Annotated in this window: 9 protein-coding genes, 1 tRNA gene and 3 pseudogenes; 8 read left to right on the top strand and 5 right to left on the bottom strand. The window is 72.5% G+C overall.

Annotation, left to right across the window (positions count from 1 at the left end; all coding sequences use genetic code 11):
• Positions 1–40: 40 nt before the first annotated feature.
• Both QQS16_RS21195 and QQS16_RS21190 read left to right on the top strand, forming a co-directional pair.
• Complete coding sequence (locus tag QQS16_RS21195) at positions 41–1,540, top strand: S1C family serine protease (protein ID WP_286063403.1); 1,500 nt, start codon at positions 41–43, stop codon at positions 1,538–1,540.
• A gap of 51 nt (positions 1,541–1,591) precedes the next feature.
• A tRNA-Ser gene (locus QQS16_RS21190) sits at positions 1,592–1,676 on the top strand.
• A gap of 162 nt (positions 1,677–1,838) precedes the next feature.
• Here the strand turns inward: QQS16_RS21190 and QQS16_RS21185 are convergent.
• The 3 genes and pseudogenes from QQS16_RS21185 to QQS16_RS21175 all read right to left on the bottom strand — a co-directional run.
• Positions 1,839–2,399, bottom strand: a pseudogene (locus tag QQS16_RS21185) (DinB family protein); the annotation flags it as partial.
• Between the two features lie 22 nt (positions 2,400–2,421).
• Entirely contained in the window at positions 2,422–2,853 is a 432-nt protein-coding gene (locus QQS16_RS21180) for a hypothetical protein (RefSeq protein ID WP_286063402.1), read from the bottom strand.
• A gap of 370 nt (positions 2,854–3,223) precedes the next feature.
• On the bottom strand, positions 3,224–4,090 hold the full coding sequence (locus QQS16_RS21175; protein WP_286063400.1) for a bifunctional DNA primase/polymerase: 867 nt from the start codon (positions 4,088–4,090) through the stop codon (positions 3,224–3,226).
• 914 nt (positions 4,091–5,004) lie between these two features.
• On the opposite strand from QQS16_RS21175, the gene QQS16_RS21170 reads away from it, so the two are divergent.
• The 5 genes and pseudogenes from QQS16_RS21170 to QQS16_RS21150 all read left to right on the top strand — a co-directional run bounded on the left by QQS16_RS21170 (position 5,005) and on the right by QQS16_RS21150 (position 10,704).
• Positions 5,005–6,078, top strand: coding sequence for a bifunctional MaoC family dehydratase N-terminal/OB-fold nucleic acid binding domain-containing protein (locus QQS16_RS21170; RefSeq protein WP_502963918.1), 1,074 nt, complete (start codon positions 5,005–5,007; stop codon positions 6,076–6,078).
• A pseudogene (locus tag QQS16_RS21165) lies at positions 6,065–6,460 on the top strand (MaoC family dehydratase); the annotation flags it as partial. The gene QQS16_RS21170 and the pseudogene QQS16_RS21165, both read left to right, overlap by 14 nt.
• A gap of 125 nt (positions 6,461–6,585) precedes the next feature.
• Complete coding sequence (locus tag QQS16_RS21160) at positions 6,586–7,752, top strand: lipid-transfer protein (RefSeq protein ID WP_286063398.1); 1,167 nt, start codon at positions 6,586–6,588, stop codon at positions 7,750–7,752.
• Positions 7,753–7,994: 242 nt separating this feature from the next.
• On the top strand, positions 7,995–8,552 hold the full coding sequence (locus QQS16_RS21155) for a SigE family RNA polymerase sigma factor (protein ID WP_286063397.1): 558 nt from the start codon (positions 7,995–7,997) through the stop codon (positions 8,550–8,552).
• 475 nt (positions 8,553–9,027) lie between these two features.
• Complete coding sequence (locus QQS16_RS21150; protein ID WP_286063396.1) at positions 9,028–10,704, top strand: long-chain fatty acid--CoA ligase; 1,677 nt, start codon at positions 9,028–9,030, stop codon at positions 10,702–10,704.
• Between the two features lie 219 nt (positions 10,705–10,923).
• Here the strand turns inward: QQS16_RS21150 and QQS16_RS21145 are convergent.
• Positions 10,924–12,133: pseudogene (locus QQS16_RS21145) on the bottom strand (MFS transporter).
• 164 nt (positions 12,134–12,297) lie between these two features.
• Here QQS16_RS21145 and QQS16_RS21140 point away from each other — a divergent pair.
• The gene (locus QQS16_RS21140; RefSeq protein WP_286063395.1) at positions 12,298–12,876 is read left to right on the top strand and encodes a TetR family transcriptional regulator; all 579 of its coding nucleotides are present in this window, start codon (positions 12,298–12,300) and stop codon (positions 12,874–12,876) included.
• Between the two features lie 466 nt (positions 12,877–13,342).
• Here the strand turns inward: QQS16_RS21140 and QQS16_RS21135 are convergent, their stop codons facing one another.
• Positions 13,343–18,526, bottom strand: coding sequence for a PAS domain-containing protein (locus QQS16_RS21135; RefSeq protein WP_286063394.1), 5,184 nt, complete (start codon positions 18,524–18,526; stop codon positions 13,343–13,345).
• Positions 18,527–18,583 lie beyond the last annotated feature (57 nt).

The following is an 18,583-nucleotide window of genomic DNA, read 5'->3' as shown; positions in this document are numbered from 1 at the left end:
TGCGACCGACAACAACAGCCGTGGATCGAGGAGACAAGCTGTGAGCACCGAGAACGAGGGCACCGCGGTACCCCCGGCCCCGTCCGCACCCCCCGTGCCGGTGGATGCTCCCGCTGCTTCGGCGTCCCAGGAGCACGCCGCTCCCGCCGGGGGCGCCCCGACGACTCCGATCCCGCCGGTGCCGTCAGGGCATCCCGGCGCACAGGAGCAGGACCTGGTGCACGCCGGCCAGGCGCCCGCCCCCGCCTACGCCTCGGCGGGCACCGGCGGCGCGCCCCACGGACAGGGCGCCCGTGGCCCCGCCCCGGAGAGCGGCTGGCCGCCGCCCCCGCCGCCGGCCACCCCGTCGTACGCCGACGGCGGCTCGGGAGGTGCCGGGACCCACTGGGGCTCCTCCTACCAGCAGCCCGCGCCGAAGCCCCGCGGCGGGCGCGGCGGACTGGTCGCCGCGGTCCTGGTGGCCGCGCTGGTCGCGGGCGGTCTGGGCGGCGGACTCGGCTACACCCTGGCCAAGGACAACGACAGCAGCGGCTCGACGACCGTCTCCGCCTCCGACAGCGGCGGCTCCTTCAAGCGCGACCCGGGCACGGTCGCGGGCGTGACCGCCAAGGCGCTGCCCAGCACCGTCACCATCGAGGCCGAGAGCAGCAGCGGCGAGGGCGGCACCGGCACTGGCTTCGTCTTCGACACCCAGGGCCACATCGTCACCAACAACCACGTGGTGGCGGACGCCGTGGACGGAGGCAAGGTCACGGCGACCTTCCCGACCGGCAAGAAGTACAACGCGGAGGTCGTCGGCCACGCCCAGGGCTACGACGTCGCGGTGATCAAGCTCGAGAACGCCCCCTCGGACCTCAAGCCGCTCACCCTGGGCAACTCCGACAAGGTCGCGGTGGGCGACTCCACGATCGCGATCGGCGCTCCCTTCGGCCTGTCGAACACGGTCACCACGGGCATCATCAGCGCCAAGGACCGTCCCGTGGCCTCCAGCGACGGCAGCGGATCCAACGCCTCCTACATGAGCGCTCTCCAGACGGACGCGTCGATCAACCCGGGCAACTCCGGCGGCCCGCTGCTCGACGCGCAGGGCAACGTCATCGGCATCAACTCCGCGATCCAGTCCACCAGCGGTGGGGGTCTCGGCGGCACCAGCCAGTCCGGCTCGATCGGCCTCGGCTTCGCCATCCCGATCAACCAGGCCAAGTACGTCGCCCAGCAGCTGATCAAGACCGGCAAGCCGGTCTACGCGAAGATCGGCGCGTCCGTCTCCCTGGAGGACGGCACGGGCGGCGCCAAGATCACCGAGCAGGGCGCCAGCGGTTCCGACGCGGTGGAGGCGGGCGGCCCCGCCGACAAGGCAGGCCTCAAGCCCGGCGACGTCATCACCAAGCTCGACGACCACGTGATCGACTCCGGTCCCACCCTGATCGGCGAGATCTGGACCCACAAGCCCGGAGACAAGGTCACCATCACCTACGAGCGCGGCGGCAAGACCCGAACGGTCGAACTCACCCTCGGCTCACGTACGGGCGACAGCTGACCCCCGCCACCCGTTACTCTTGTCCCCGCGCCGCCGGTACCGACGGCGCGGGGTGGGTTGCCCGAGCGGCCTAAGGGAACGGTCTTGAAAACCGTCGTGGCGCGAGTCACCGTGGGTTCAAATCCCACACCCACCGCAGCGCAGGTCAGAGACTTGCAGGTCAGAAGGGGTGCCACTCTCGGGAGCGGCACCCCTTCCGCATAGCCCCACTACGTGCCCTCGTCCCACCCCGACTCGCCGGTTTCCCACTTCCGTCCAGTCGTGCGGCCGGCCCGTGGGATCCGGGATCCGGCGTCGATGACGCCGCCCGCAGCAGCCGGAGTTGGCCGATCTCCGACACGTTCTTCATCAGTTCGGCGTTGGCCCAGGCGAGCATGTCGGCGAGGGAGTGCTCCGGGTCGTGCGGCCAGGGAAAGGGGGCCACGGCGTCCAGGTCGGTGTCCGTGAGGTGGGCCAGGGATGTCAGCCAGGCGATGCGTAGCTCGCGCAGCCAGTCGACGGCCGGCTTCCCGGGACCGGGCCAGGTGACGTCGGCGCGGTCCCGGGGCGGGCGCCCGTCCAGGTGGTCGAGGGTCACGCTCCACCACCAGCCGATGTGCCAGCTCAGCCAGGCGACGGTGGGGACGGGGACGGGATCGGGCTCGGTCTCCGCCCAGTCGGGTACCCAGGTGTCGTCTGCGGTCCGGTGGACCGTCCAGCGGTGAGGCGCCGGTTCCCACAGAAAGTCCTCGGGCTCCAACCGGTCGAGATGGTATTCGAACAGGGGCCAGGTCAGGTCGAACTGCCGGCGCAGCAGGTCGGATCGGGAGACGGTCACCGACCGACCCTGACACGCCGGCCCCAGTCGCGGGCAAGTCATTTCCGGGAGCCGCTTACCTGGGCTACAGCTCGTGGTCCCGGGCCAGTTCCTCCCACGCGAGATCCCGTAGCGCGGGCTCCGCGTCGCAGTCGTAGGGCACCTGGGTGGTGGGCTGGAACCAGACGACGGTCAGGGCCGAGCGGTACAGGATCGGATCGTGGTCCCGGTCCAGCGCCGCCGAGTGGAACGCGCCCACGCACGCCACGGCCGGCAGTACCTCCACCGGGCCGAAGGCGCCGGTGTACTGGTCGGGGTGTTCGCGCGGAGGCGGCACGAGATGCACCGGCGCGGTGGGGAACGCCCGCCCGGCCTCCCCCACCAGTCCCTTGATCCGCATGTCGTTGAGCGGCTTGCAGGGGTAGCCCTCCAGCAGCCCGCCGTACGTCGAGGAGAACCGCAGCTCGGAGAGGTCGAGCGAACGGCCGGAGACGAGGACGACACGGCTCAGGGACATGGTCGGCACTCTAGGGTGGCGGCGGTGCATGGTGCTCCTGTGTTTCTCACGCTCTCGGGCCGCCCCCACGCCCCTGATGTCTTCGGCCTCCTGGATGCTGATGTGCCCCGGGCGCCTGTTGTCCCCTGCATCTTTGTTGCCCCGGTGTCTCCGGGGGCGCGGGTGTGCCGCGGTGGGGGCACCGGCTGTGGGGCGCGGATTGCTCGTCTCTGATGGCCTCGGGCTCGTGCACCTTCTGTACCTTCTGCACCTACTGCACCTACTGCACCTACTGCGCCTCATGCACCTACTGCGCCTCTGATGTCGTGGTCTTCCGCCTCTGGGGTCCCCTGCCGCGGCCCCCGTGGTGCGCTCCCCCGGGTCCATGCCGTCATGGCCGGTGTCCCGTCATCCGCGCCGCCGACGCGATCGTCGCCCGTGCCTCGCGTTCGGTGAGCCCGGTGTTCAGGGCCGCCTCGACCAGCGGATCGACGAGGGCGGGGCCGATGCCGTCCTCGTAGGCGCGGCAGGCCGCCCAGAACAGGCGGGTGTTGCGCTGGCCCTCGTGCGCGGCGAGGACGAACTGGACGAGGCCCTGGCCGTGGTCGCCGGTCGACGCGGGCGTGGGGTGGTGGGTACGGGGCGGGGGCAGCAGGAGGCGCAGGAGGGCGGGCGGGCAGGCCGCGGGGGCCAGTTGGGCGGTGCCCGGAGCAGTGGTGTACGCGCCGTGGTCCGTACGGGAACCGGGGCCGACGAGATAGCCGCCGGCGCCGCGGATGTCGATGCCGGGGGCGAGACGGCCGGCCGAGTTGGGGACGGCGACGTCCGGCGGGCCGCTCAGCCACAGGTGGCGGCCACCGCTCGGGGTCAGTACGACGACCGTGTCGGGGATCGTGAACAGGTGGCGCAGGGCCAGCTCGCGCAGGGCGGCCGAGGAGTTCGTACCGGACTTGGTGTCGAGGTCGATGCCGATCAGATGGTGCGGCGGGAGGCCGCACGCGATGCCGTACCCGGTCGCCCAGGGCGCGGCGGCGAACAGTTCGCGGATGCGTGCCGGGTCGGTGGAGGCGTCGTAGACCCCGTGCCCGAGGCTCCCGCATTCGCCGTGGCAGGGCGGGGTGGCTGGGTCGTCGCGGTGAGGGGAGCGCAGGGCCGGGAGCTTCGTCCGGGACAGGGGGATGACGGCCAGTCCGCGTTCGGCGGCTGACAGGGCGTGTGCGAGGGCCAGCGTCGTGGCCTGCCGGTCGGTGGTGGCCATGACTCCATGTTCGTACGCATGTTCGAAAAATGGAAGAGGGGGTGGATGGGACTCGCCGGAGGGAGCGGACTGGCTGGATGTGTGTCGTAACGCTTCACCCGGTGTGGGGCCTGGGGTGCGGTTGTCCGGCCTGTCCCGAGCTGCGACTTGATGTCATGAGAGGGGTTTATCGACATGTCATCACGCTTGAGGGCGAATAACGGCTTCCGGGATGGTTCGCCGGGGATTCGGTGGGCAACTCTGGTCTCGCGACGTCGTGCACCACCGCTGGGGCGGTCGGCCAACTTCCCTGGTGACAGCCGTACTTGACGCACTTCCGGCACTGCGGCCGGTGTGTACACCGTTCTGGAGGAACAACATGGCAAGCATCCGTACCGCCCGCGTCATCACCGCCGTCTCCGCCCTTCCGCTGGCCCGTCAACTTCACCCCGCTGTGGTGGTGATCTGAGGGGCCGGTGCTCTGAGGACGTCGGTCGCTTGAACTGCCGCGAGGGCGGGGGCCTGGGAGCACGCGGGCTTGGGGGGCGCGCGGGCTTGAGGGCTGGGGGCTCGGAGCTTGGGGGCTCAGGGTCTGTGGGGATTTTCGGGGATTCGGGGATTCGAGGATTCGGGGAATTGGGGGCTGGGATCTGAGGATCCGGGGGGACAAGCGTTTGCGCGGCGGTGCTACGGCATCGCCGCGCAAACGCATTGCGCCCGGGTCGTCGGCGTCGCAGTCTCCCCGTCCCGTCCTCGCCCCGGCCGTCCCGCCCTCGCCCGTCCCGCCCTCGCCCGTCCCGCCTCCCCGCCCGGCCCGCGTCCTTGCCCGCTCCGCATCCTGGCTCCCCGGCCAGGGCCGCCCTTGACACCCCACTGCATCTGACGGACAGTCAGAAATCTTCGTGAGGACGGTGGGAACCGGACCGGTGGCTGCGGTGTACCAGAAGTGTCTACGCGATGCGGGCGGGACGTCGGACGACGAGGGGGCGAAGGTGAGCGACGAGTCGGGGGTGAGCGGTGGGCGGCGAGAGCGGGCGAAAGGACGGTGGGCGGCGAGCGAGGGGAAAACGGAGTATCGGCAGGATCCGGTCAGGCAGGAGCCGGAGAACCTGGTGGAGCGGCTGAAGGCCTACGAGGGGCTGCCCTCCGCCGTCGCCGGCAGCGGCAAGGACCCCGTCAACCTGCCCATGATCCGGCACTGGTGCGAGGCGATGGGCGACACCCACCCGGCGTACACCGGCCCGGACGCCATGGCCCCGCCCACCATGCTCCAGGCATGGACCATGGGCGGCCTCTCCGGTCACACCGGCCGGACCGAGGCGTACGACGAACTGCTCACCCTGCTCGACGAGGCGGGCTGCACCTCGGTGGTCGCCACCGACTGCGAGCAGGAGTACGTGCGGCCCCTTCGACCCGGTGACGAGGTCACCTTCGACACGGTGATCGAGTCGGTGTCGGAGCGCAAGACGACGAAGCTGGGCTCGGGGCACTTCGTCACGACCCGGACGGACATCCGGGTGGGCGAGGATCTCGCGGGCACCCACCGCTTCCGTATCCTCAAGTACGCCCCCGTGCCGCAGCGCGAGACACTCCCACGCCCCCGCCCCGTCGTCAACCGCGACAACGCCGGCTTCTGGGACGGCGTCCGGCAGCACCGACTGCTGATCCAGCGCTGCACCGGCTGCGGCACCCCGCGCCACCCCTGGCTGCCCGGCTGCAACACCTGTGGCGGCCCGGACTGGGACACGGTCGAGGCGAGCGGTGAGGGCACGGTCTATTCGTACGTCGTGATGCACCACCCGCCCTTCCCCGCCTTCACCCCTCCCTACGCCGTCGCCCTGATCGAGTTGGCCGAAGGCGTGCGGATGATCAGCAACGTGGTCGGGGTAGCACATGACAAGGTGCGGATCGGCCTGCCCGTCCGGCTCGAATTCCAGGAGTACGAGGACGCCTTGGTGCTCCCTGTCTTCCGCGCCGCACCCGGGAGGAGGCCGCATGAAACCCGGTGACGCGCTGCCGCCCCTGGAGATCCCGGTCACCCGCACGCTGATCGTCGCCGGCGCCATCGCCTCCCGCGACTACCAGGATGTCCATCACGATGCCGAACTGGCCCGGCAGAAGGGCTCCCCCGACATCTTCATGAACATCCTGACGACGAACGGCCTGGTCGGCCGCTACGTCACGGACCACTTCGGCCCCCGGGCCGAACTCCGCAAAGTGGCCATCAGACTCGGCGCGCCCAACTATCCGGGCGACACGATGGTGTTGACGGGCACCATCGAGGACGTGAGTCAGGGCACGGACGGCGACACCGCCACCGTGCGCGTGGTCGGCGCCAACGCGATCGGCAGACACGTGACAGGCACCGTGACGGTCACCGTGCCGGTGGGCGACACGGTCGACCTGGGCGACGCGATGGACGTGATGGACACGATCGGCGTGGACGGCGTGGACGGCGTGGACGGCGTGGACGGCGTGGACGGCGTGGGCGACGTGGGCGACGGGAGGCCGGCGGGATGAGTATCCGTACCCGGGACACCCTCGGTGGACGTGCGGCGATCGTCGGCATCGGGGCCACCGAGTTCTCCAAGGACTCGGGTCGCAGCGAGCTGCGGCTGGCGACGGAGGCGGTACGGGCCGCACTGGACGACGCCGGACTGCGGCCGGCCGACGTGGACGGCATGGTCACGTTCACCATGGACACCAACCCGGAGATCACCGTCGCCCAGGCCTGCGGAATGGGAGAGCTGGCCTTCTTCTCCCGCGTCCACTACGGCGGCGGGGCGGCCTGCGCCACCGTCCAGCAGGCCGCGCTCGCCGTCGCCACGGGTGTGGCCGAGGTGGTCGTCTGCTACCGCGCCTTCAACGAGCGGTCGGGCCGGCGGTTCGGCTCGGGCGTGCGGCACCGGGAACCGTCGGCCGAGGGGGCCGCCCTCGGCTGGTCCCTGCCCTTCGGGCTGCTCACCCCGGCATCCTGGGTGGCGATGGCGGCCCAGCGGTATCTCCACACGTACGGCCTGACTCCGGAGGCGTTCGGGCACGTGGCGGTCACCGGCCGTGGATACGCGGCGACCAACCCGGCGGCCTACTTCCACGGCCGCCCGATCACCCTCGCCGACCACGCGGCCTCCCGCTGGATCGTCGAGCCGCTGCGGTTGCTGGACTGCTGCCAGGAGACCGACGGCGGTCAGGCGATCGTGGTCACCTCGGTGGAGCGGGCCCGCGATCTGCCCCACCCGCCCGCCGTCGTCACCGCGGCCGCGCAGGGTGCGGGCCGGGCGCAGGAGCAGATGACCAGCTTCTACCGTGACGACCTGACCGGCCTGCCGGAGATGGGCGTGGTGGCCCGGCAACTCTGGCGAACGTCCGGGTTCACACCCACCGACATCGATGTGGGGATCCTGTACGACCACTTCACGCCGTTCGTGCTGATGCAGCTGGAGGAGTTCGGCTTCTGCGGAAAGGGGGAGGCGTCCGACTTCGTGGCCGAGGAGCGGCTGCCGCTGAATACCCACGGAGGACAGCTGGGGGAGGCCTACCTGCACGGCATGAACGGCATCGCGGAGGGAGTACGCCAGGTCCGGGGCGCGGCGGTGAACCAGATACCGGGAGCGAGCCGGGTCCTGGTCACGGCGGGGACGGGGGTGCCGACATCGGGCCTGGTGCTGACCTCGGACGGGTGAGCCGCCGGGACGACTGAGGGGTGGCGCCAGACCTGAGGGGTGGCGGCAGACCGGGGTGGTCGCCGGGAGTCATCGCACAGAAGGTCCGGGGATGGACCCGCAGGGGTAATCCCGCAGTGGCCCCGATCCGCTCGTCCACCTCCAGGAGGTGCAGCCAGCACCACCTCTACAACCTGAGGGGGACTCGCCTTCGGGACCTGCGGCCGATGAGCGGAAGGCGCCCGCGCTCATAGCGTGGAGCCATGACCACACTCGTCTGCACCAGCGCTTCGAAGGCCGCCACGCCGGCGACGCAGACCCTTCCGTACCCCTCCTTCTCGTCGTACGTGAAGGCCCGCCAGCCGGTGCTGCTGCGTACCGCCCGCTCGCTGACCGCGAACCCCAGCGACGCGGAGGACCTGTTGCAGACCGCGCTGACCAAGACGTATGTCGCCTGGGAGCGGATCGAGGACCACCGCGCGCTCGACGGCTATGTGCGCCGCGCGCTGCTGAACACGCGCACCTCGCAGTGGCGCAAGCGCAAGGTCGACGAGTTCGCGTGCGACGAACTGCCCGAGTCGGAGTCCGTGCCCACCGGCGAGGACCCGGCGGAGCAGCAGGCGCTGCACGACGCGATGTGGCGGGCGATCATGAAACTGCCCGCCCGGCAGCGGGCGATGGTCGTACTCAGGTACTACGAGGACCTCAGTGAGGTGCAGACGGCCGAGGTGCTCGGGGTGTCCGTCGGCACGGTGAAGTCGGCGGTGTCCCGTGCGCTGGGGAAGCTGCGCGAGGACCCCGAGCTGGTGCTGTCCCGGTAGCGTGAGGATCCTGAGCCGGCCCCGATCAGACGGCGTGTGCCCTCCGGCAGACGGCGTAAGCCCTCCGAGCCGGCCCCGCCGGACAGCGTGAGCAGGAACAATCCAAGCTAGTCCGAGTCCGAGTCCGAGTCCGAGCCAGTCCGAGTCCGAGCCCGTCCCAGCCCGAGTCCGAGCCCGAGCCCGTCCCAGCCCGAGCCCGTCCCAGTCCGAGCCAGTCCCCAGTCAGGCAGCGTGAGCTCTCCGGGCTGACCCTGGCCCGGTGGCCGAGAAGCACCCCAAGCCAGTCCCCGTCAGACAGCGCGAGCACCCCGGCCCAAGTGCGGCTCGGCGGCGCTGGACCCGGCGGTAGGGCTGCCGGAACCCGGTACCGTCTCCACACGGCGGGTGCAACGTGATGTGATCGATCACCCTTCCCTAGTGACATACCGCGCGGTATGCGCGCAGAATCTGCGCAACCCTTACTACCGCGTAGGCAATGTCGCCTCGGGAGGACGCCGTGCTGAGCACCATGCAGGACGTACCGCTGCTGATCTCCAGGATCCTGACCCATGGGTCGACGGTCCACGGCACATCGCAGGTGATCACCTGGACGGGTGAGGACGAGCCGCACCGTCGCTCCTTCGCCGAGGTAGGCGTCCGTGCCGCCCAGTTGGCGCACGCGCTGCGCGAGGACCTCGGAGTCGTCGACGACGACCGGGTGGCCACCCTTGCCTGGAACAACGCCGAGCACGTCGAGGCCTACTTCGCGATCCCGTCCATGGGTGCGATCCTGCACACCCTGAACCTCCGCCTCCCGCCCGAGCAGCTGGCCTGGATCGTGGGCCACGCGGCCGACAAGGTGGTGATCGCCAACGGTTCGCTGCTCCCCCTGCTGGCTCCGCTGCTGCCGCACTTCAAGACGGTCGAGCATGTGATCGTGACCGGCCCCGGCGACCGTTCCCTCCTCGCGGGCGCCACTGTCCAGGTGCACGAGTACGAGGACCTCATCGCCGGGAAGCCGACCACGTACGACTGGCCGGAGCTGGACGAACGCCAGGCCGCGGCCATGTGTTACACCTCCGGGACGACGGGCGACCCCAAGGGTGTCGTCTACTCCCACCGCTCGATCTATCTGCACTCCATGCAGGTCAACATGACCCAGTCGATGGGCCTGACCGACCAGGACACCTCGCTGATCGTGGTGCCCCAGTTCCACGTCAACGCCTGGGGCCTGCCGCACGCGACCTTCATGACCGGCGTCAACATGCTGATGCCGGACCGCTTCCTCCAGCCGGTCCCGCTCGCCGAGATGATCGAGAGCGAGAAGCCGACCCACGCGGCCGCCGTGCCCACCATCTGGCAGGGCCTGCTCGCCGAACTGACCGCGAAGCCACGTGACGTCTCCTCCCTCACCCAGGTCACCATCGGCGGCTCGGCCTGTCCGCCCTCGCTCATGGAGGCGTTCGACAAGCTGGGCATGCGGGTCTGCCACGCCTGGGGCATGACGGAGACCTCGCCGCTCGGCACGGTCGCCCGTCCGCCGGCCCACGCGGTGGGTACGGAGGAGGAGTTCGCGTACCGGCTCACCCAGGGCCGCTTCCCGGCGAGCGTCGAGGCCCGCCTCACCGGCCCCGGCGGCGAACGCCTCCCGTGGGACGGCGAATCGGCCGGCGAGCTGGAGGTGCGCGGTCCGTGGATCGCGGGCGCGTACTACAACGGCTCCGACGCCGAACTGCTGCGTCCCGCCGACAAGTACAGCGAGGACGGCTGGCTGAAGACGGGGGACGTCGGCACGATCTCCCCCGACGGCTACCTCACCCTCACCGACCGGGCGAAGGACGTCATCAAGTCCGGCGGCGAGTGGATCTCCTCGGTGGAGCTGGAGAACGCGCTGATGGCCCACCCGTCCGTCGCCGAGGCGGCCGTCGTGGCCGTCCCCGACGACAAGTGGGGCGAGCGCCCGCTGGCCACCGTCGTCCTCAAGGAGGGCACCACCGCCGACTTCGACTCCCTGCGCGCCTTCCTCGCCGACGAGGCCCACATCGCCAAGTGGCAGCTCCCGGAACGCTGGACGATCATCGAGTCGGTCCCCAAGACGAGCGTCGGCAAGTTCGACAAGAAGGTGCTGCGCAGGCAGTACGCCGACGGGCAGCTGGACGTCACGAATCTCTGAGAGCACCTCGCTCACGTCACCACCTCGCTCACGTCACCCGCTGCCGCCGAGGACACACGCGTGCGCCGGGCCGGCGACCCTCAGGGTCCTGCCCGGCGCACGCGCCCGTCTTTCACGCACGCGCCCGTCTTTCACGCACGCGCCGGCGCACAGCCCGTACGAACATCGGTACTACCTATGCGGTACTACCGCCGTGCTACCTGCGGAATCACGGAACCCTCACCGCCGCACCGACGTGCTCGCCCACCCCAGCACCAGCCACGCTCCCGCCACCGCGGAGACCCCGCTCCAGCCGAAATGGGTGAAGGCCGGGCCTGCCAGGGCGGAGGCGAGGGCGCCGCCGGCGAAACCGGCGACGACGTAGGCCGTGTTGGCGGTGGCCGGGGTGGAGGTGGTGGTCAGGGCCAGGGTCTGGTTGGCCACGTGGCACGCCACCAGGGCCGCGTGGATCGCGACGGCGGCGACGAACAGGGCCTCCATCACCTGCCCGCCGAGCCAGAACAGCGGTACGGACACCGCGGCGAGGAGGTACGCGCACAGGACGACCTTGGCGGCGCCGAAGCGGTCCACGAGCCCGCCCGCCAGGGGCGCCACCACGCTCGCCGCCAGCCCGAAGAGGCCGAAGAGACCGGCGGTCGCGGTCGACAGGCCGTAGCCCGAGCCGCCCGTCGCCGTCAGGAGCAGCGCGAGCGAGGTCCACAGGGCGCTCCAGGCACCGTACATCCCGGCCTGGCGGACGCACGCGCGCCAGAGGTCGGGGGAGCGGCGGACGACGGACGGCAGGGCGGCGAGGCCGGAGAAGAGGGGGCCGGTGCGGGTGCGGTGCTCGGCGGGCAGGGCGTGGGCGGTCACCAGTCCGAGGACGGCGGTCAGGACGGCCGCGCCCACGAACACCACCCGCCCCGAAGGCCTGGCCGACCAGTCCGCCGAGCACCCGGGCCGCCACGACGCCGGCGAACAGGCCCGCGATGACGGCCGAGACATGGCGGGCGCGACGGTCGGCGGGGGCCCGCTGGGCGACCAGCGGGACGAGCAGCTGCGGGACGACGGTCGCGGCGGAGGCGACGAGGACGGTCGCGGCGAGGGCGGTGGTCCCGGTGGTCGCCGCGCCCGCGACCAGGGCGAGAGCCGCGACGAGGGACAGGGCGGCGACCAGGCGGCGCCGGTTGACGCTGTCACCGAGCGGGGCGAAGACGAGCAGGCCGGCCGCGTAGCCGAACTGCGCGACCGAGGCGATCCAGGCCACGGCCGAAGGAGTCGAGCCGAAGTCGCGGGCGATGAGGGGGAGCAGCGGGGCCGCGAGATAGATGTTGGCGGCCGTGACGGCGGTGCAGAGGGCGATCAGGGGGAGGAACAGGGCGGAGGTGGCCGTCCTGCCGGGCCCGGCGGGGGTCCGGACCGTGTGCGCGGTGGGGGTCGCGGATGGCATGGGCGGGGTCACTCCTTCTCCGGCGAGCGTCTCGGGGCCAGGGCCCTTTCTTCGAGCCCACTCCAACAACCAACTGGTTAGTTGGACGCCCGGCTCAACAGTGTGCGCCGCTCACGCATTCCCGTCAACCAAACGGTTGGTTGCCAGGGCGGTACGCTGCCCTCATGGCAGTGAGAGACCCCGAGGCCACCAAGGCCCGGATCTTCGAGGCGGCGGTCGCCGAGTTCGCCCGCCACGGCATCGCGGGCGCCCGCATCGACCGCATCGCGGCCGCGGCCAAGGCGAACAAGCAGCTCATCTACGCCTACTTCGGCAACAAGGCGGAGCTGTTCACACAAGTCCTCGGCGCGCGCATGGTGGACCTCGCCGCTTCCGTCCCGGTCGACCCGGACGACATCGAGGGCTGGATCGACCGCCTGCTCGACTACCACGCCGCCCACCCCGAACTGCTGCGCCTCCTGTTCTGGGAGGGCATCGAGTACGGCAGCGACGAACTCCCCGACGAGACCGAGCGCCAGGACCACTACACCCGCAAGGTCGCCGCCATCGAGGACGGCCAGGCCCGCGGCGTCATCACGGACGCGTTCCCGCCCCGCGACCTGCTGTTCCTCCTGACGGCCCTCGCCAACTGGGCCGCCGCCGTCCCCCAGATGCGCCGCGTCCTCACGGGCGCGGAGGACGCCGACCGGGAGCGGCTGCGCGCCTCGATCAAGCAGGCGGCGCGGCGGCTGATCGCGCCCTAGACGTACGCGTGGAGGACACGCGGGACGCACACCCGGCACAGGCGTTCACCACACCCGGCACCCGCACCCGGCACAGGCGTTCATCACACCCGGCATCCGCACCCGGCACAGGCGTTCATCACACCCGGCATCCGCACCCGGCACAGGCGTTCATCACACCCGGCATCCGCACCCGGCACAGGCGTTCATCACACCCGGCATCCGCACCCGGCACAGGCGTTCATCACGCCCGGCATCCGGCAGAGGTCCTCGCCACACCCGGCATCCGGCAAAGGAAGCCCGCTCCACACCGGCGTCGTGGCTAGTGCCGTGGCAGGCAACGTTCGCCCCGTCGCGACGCCCGGCACGCCCTCTCGCCGAACCGGCCGAAAGCCCAAGTACATCCAGTACGAGGGCTTCCGGCCGGCACGCCGAGAGCACGCACCGGACGCCGCTCCTTGACGGGCAAACGTTGCCTGCCGCGGCACTAGTTGATGCCGATCCGGGCCAGCAGATCCACGATCCGCGACTGCACCTCGGTACTCGTGGACCGCTCGGCCAGGAACAGCACCGTCTCGCCGGACGCCAGCCGCGGCAGGTCCGCCTGGTCGACGGCGGCGGTGTAGACGACCAGCGGGGTGCGGTTGAGCTGTCCGTTCGCCCGCAGCCAGTCCACGATCCCGGCCCGCCGCCGATGGACCTGCATCAGGTCCATCACGACCAGGTTCGGCCTGAGCTGCCCCGCCAGTGTCACCGCGTCGGCGTCGCTCGCGGCCCGCGCGACCTGCATCCCGCGCCGCTCCAGCGTCGCGGTCAGCGCCAGCGCGATCTCCGCGTGCTCCTCGATCAGCAGCACCCGCGGCGGATGCTGCTCGGTGTCACGCGGCGCCAGCGCCTTCAGCAGGACGGCGGGATCGGCGCCGTACGCCGCCTCCCGCGACGCCTGGCCGAGCCCGGCCGTGACCAGCACCGGCACCTCGGCCGCGACGGCCGCCTGCCGCAGCGACTGCAGCGCGGTCCGGGTGATCGGCCCGGTCAGCGGGTCGACGAACAGCGCGGCCGGGAACGCCGCGATCTGCGCGTCGACCTCCTCGCGCGAGTGCACGATGACCGGCCGGTACCCGCGGTCGCTGAGCGCCTGCTGGGTGGTGACGTCCGGCGCCGGCCACACCAGCAGCCTGCGCGGGTTGTCGAGCGGCTCCGGCGGCAGCTCGTCGTCCATCGGCTGAGGCCGGGGCGGGTCCGCCACCTCGACGGCGCCCCCCGGACCGTCCAGCGGCTCGGGACCCTCGGCGGCGTTCACGTCCGGTGCCCCTATGGCGTACGACCGCCCCGTGCCCTCGGTCGCCTGCGCCAGCCGGGACTGTCCGGCCAGGGACGGCTGCGGATGCGGCTGCTGCGACGGTGCCTGCGTCGGTACGCCGGCCTGGTCGGCCTGCGGATGCGGACGGGCCGCCTGCTCGGGGTGCCCGACGGCGGGATCGGTCCGCGTACCCAGCTTGCGACGCCGACCTGAGCCGCCCGGCTGATGCGGCGGAGGCGTGGCCGAGGGCTGCGCCGGGTGGAGATGCGGGTGGGCGGGGGACTGACCCTGCACCTGCACCTGTGCCTGCCGCGTGAACGGCACCCCCTGCCCGAGCGTGCGCACGCTGATGGCCCGGCCCTGGGTCGAGTTGGGATCGACGGCAGGGTCGGGCGGAGGTGCGGAGGGCGCGGCGGGCGCGGCCGACGGGATGGCACCGGGGGCACCCGGGGCTTCCGCGGGCAGCGGCTGGGCGGCGCGAGGATGACCCGGGGCGGCCTGTGGCGGGAGGGGGGTGCCGGGGGGCACGGGTGCGCCGGGGGCCGGCGCGGCTGGTGCCGGCACGGCCTGTGCGGCCTGCATGCCCGGCATGGCCGGTGCGGCCTCTGAGGATTGATTGGGCTGCGGCGACTGCGGGGCGGGGGCGCCGTTCGGCGGTACGAGGCCGGCGGCGCCGTTCGGCGCTACGGGCAGGCCGGCGCCGGACGTGCCCTGGGCACCGGGCCACTGCTGCGGGGCGGGAGCGGGGGCGGTCTGTGCGGAGGTGCCCGGCGCGGGCGGGACCGGTGCCGGGATTCCCGGTGCGGTCGTGCCCTGGGCCGGAGTTCCCTGCGGAGGGACGCCGCCCTGGGCGGGGACCGGCTGAACCGGGGCGCCCTGACCGGAGGGCACGACATGACCGGCGGGGACGGCCTGACCAGGGGGAATACCCTGGCCGGGGACCGGCTGGCCCGGCGCGACCGCTGCCTGACCGGGCGCTGCCTGACCGGGCGCGGCCTCGGCCGGCAGCGGCTGACCCGCGCCGGTGGTGCTGGATACGCCTTGAGCGGCCGGAAGCCCCTGAGCCGAGCCCTCCTGAGCCGGAAGCGCCTGGGCGGGTACCCCCTGATGCGGGACGACGGCCTGACCGGGCGGGACCTGTCCCTGAGCGCCCGGTACCGGTTGTCCCAGCCCTGGCTGCCCAGGTCCCGGCTGCCCCGGTGCGGCCTGAGCGGGCAGGCCGAGCTGCCCGGACGCGTGCTGCCCGGACGCGTGCTGAGCCGGAACGGGGACACCCTGCCCCTGAGCTGTCGGCACCGTCGGCACCGACGCGCCGGGCGGGACTGCCGCGCCCTGCGCCACGACCGGCTGGCCGGGGGCCATCTGGACTCCGTGCCCGGCCGTACCCGACGCGGGAACGGGCATCCCGGGCTGACCCGGCTGTCCGGCAGCAGGCACCGGCTGCCCGGGCAGGGGCGCCGCCTGTCCTGCCGTATGGCCTTGTCCTGCGACTGTGACGGGAGCCCCCTCGGCCACGTGGGCCTGAGGCACGCCCGCCGGGACCGGCGCCGCTTGCCCGGCGGCTCCCTGCGCTGCGGTGCCCTGAGCCGGGACCTGCTGCGCGGGCGACCCGGCGGTCTCCGTCTCCGCTCGCTGGCCGACCGCCCGCCGGCGGCGCCCGGTGGGCGCGTTCGTGGGATGCGGCTGCGGCGGAGTGTGGTCGTCGGCCTGGCTGTGCGGCACGGCGTCGTGCCGGCCGTCGTCGGCACCGGCGTCAGCGGCACCACCCTGACCGGGAACCCGCACGTGCCCCGGAAGCGGCAGCGGAACCGGAGCCGAAGCCTGAGCCGGATCCCCTTGAACCGGAACCGGAGTCGTAGCCGCGTTCGCCGGCTGCCCAGCCGGGGCGCCGGTCGGGCGGTCCGCCTCGGCGGGCGGCAGCGCGAACACCGTACGGGGACCCGTCTCCTGCGTGGCCGCGCGCTCCGTGGCGGCGGCCAGTGCCCGCCGACGCCGTCCGGTGGGCTGCTGCGGATCCTCGGCGGAGCCGGCCGTCCCGGCACCCTGGGCCGGATCGGGGGAGGCCACGGCGGGCAGCGCCGGCGGCAGCGCGTGCTGCTCACCGGTCTCGCGCCGGGCCCGACGTCCGCCGGGTGCGGGCACCCCCTGCGGCGGCACCGTGCCGCCCAGACCGGTCCCGGCGGCCGCGGTCCCGGACGCGTACTCGGCGGCGGTGACGACGGCACCCTCCGAAACCCCGGCGACCCCGGCGACACCGGCAACGCCCGCGACGCCTACGACACCCGCGCCCGGGCCCACCGGGGCCGCACCTTCACCACCGCTGCCACCGCTACCACTCTCACCACCCCTACCACCGTCACCACTGTCCGAGCTCTCGCCACCGCCCCCGGCGGCGACCTCGGCGGGTCGTCCACGGCGTCGTCCGGTGCCGCCGGAGCCCTCTCCGGCCTCGCCCGCGGCCTGGGCCGGGACGGGCGCGGACTCCTGCGCGGCGGCGGCCCGTCGCCGGCGCCGTCCGGTCGGCGCCGAGGCCTCCGCCTCGCCGCCCTCGCCGCCGTCACCGTCGGCCGGCCCCTCGACGTCCAGGAAGGCGTCGGTGGAGGACCGCCGGGCCCGCCGCCGCCCGCCGGAGGTGGCCTGCTCGGGCAGCGCGACCTCGCCCGGCGCCGCCTCCAGCGCGGCCGGGCCCGGAGCCCCGACGGCCCCCGCCCCGCCGCCGAGCGGGACTTCGAGGACGTACGCGCTGCCGCTCATGCCCGGCACCTCGTGCGTCTGAAGCACGCCACCGTGCGCCCGCACGATCCCGCGCACGATCGGCTCGTGCACCGGGTCGCCCCCGGCGTACGGCCCGCGTACCTCGATCCGTACCACCTCGCCGCGCTGCGCCGCCGCCACGACGACGGTGTTGTCCATGTAACCGCCCGCCGAGACAGGCGCGTTGCCGGTCGCGTCGACACCGGCGACATCCGCGACGAGGTGGGCGAGCGCGGTGGCGAGCAGCCGGGAGTCGACCTCGGCCTCGATGGGCGGCGCGTGCACGGCGAACTGCACCCGCCCGGGCCCGATCAGCTCCACGGCCCCGTCGACACCCGCCGCGACGACGGCGTCGAGCATCACTTTCGTACGGGTGATGCCATCCACCCCGGTGTCGAGGCGCTGGTACCCGAGGACGTTGTCGATGAGCGTCGTGATCCGCGAGTAGCCGGCCGACAGGTGGTGGAGCACCTGGTTGGCCTCGGGCCACAACTGTCCCGCGTCGTCGGCGGCCAGGGCGGAGAGCTCGCGGCGCAGTTCGTCGAGGGGGCCGCGCAGCGACTGGGCGAGCAGCGTCAGCAGCTGCTCGTGCCGGCCGGCGAGGGCCTCGTAGCGGTCCTTCTCCCGTTCCCCGAGGGCGGCGTAGCGTTCCTCGCCAGCGGCGAGCTCCTCCTCGTGCTGCTCCTGGATCTCCTCCAGCTGGTTCACGTGCTTCTGCCGCAGCGCGGTCAGCTCGGAGGCGTGCTCCTCGGAGAGCCGCTCCAGCTCCTCCTCGTGGCGCTTCTCGACGGCCGCCTTCTCCTCGGCGAGCATGTCGTACGGCCGCCGGTCGGCGAAGGTCATCACGGCGCCGACGAGCTGGTCGCCGTCCCGGACGGGCGCGGTCGTCAGGTCGACCGGGACCTTGTCCCCCTTCTTCGACCACAGCACCTGCCCCCGCACCCGGTGCTTGCGCCCGGAGCGCAGGGTGTCGGCGAGCGGCGACTCCTCGTACGCGAAGGGCGTGCCGTCGGAACGGGAGTGGAGCACGAGCTCGTGCAGCTCACGCCCGCCGAGGTCGCTGGCCCGGTAACCCAGTATCTGAGCGGCGGCCGGGTTGACGAGCACGATCCGCCCGTCGGTGTCGGTCCCCACGACACCCTCCGACGCGGCCCGCAGGATCATCTCGGTCTGCCGCTGCGAGCGGGCCAGCTCGGCCTCGGTGTCCACGGTCCCGGTCAGGTCCCGGACGACGAGCATCAGCAGCTCATCGGCGCCGTTGCCGTAACCGTCGTAGGCCTGCTGGCCGTTCTCGAGGTTCGCGCTGGTGACCTCGACCGGGAACTCGCTCCCGTCGGTCCGCCGGGCGACCATCCGGGTCGGCTTGGTCCGGCCGCGCGGGTCCATGTGGTCGGGCCGTCGCATGGAACCGGGGATGAGCCTGGAGTCGAACTGCGGCAGCAGGTCCAGCAGCCCCCGCCCCACCAGAGCGGTCCCTGGTGCCTCGAAGGCCTCCAGGGCGATGGTGTTGGCGTTGACGACGGTCCCGTTGGCGTTGACCAGTACCAACGCGTCGGGAAGCGCGTCGAGTATGGCTGCGAGGCGAGCAGCGCCTCGGGATGGCCTGCTGCTCACGAGACGCTTCCTCCCTGTTACCGCACCTTGCCGACCGCTCGGGCCATCTTGCCAACC

The sequence above is a fragment of the Streptomyces sp. ALI-76-A genome, from assembly GCF_030287445.1.
Taxonomy (GTDB): Bacteria; Actinomycetota; Actinomycetes; order Streptomycetales; family Streptomycetaceae; genus Streptomyces.
Note: the sequence above shows the minus strand (reverse complement) of the source record. Positions and strands in the feature narration are given on the sequence as shown.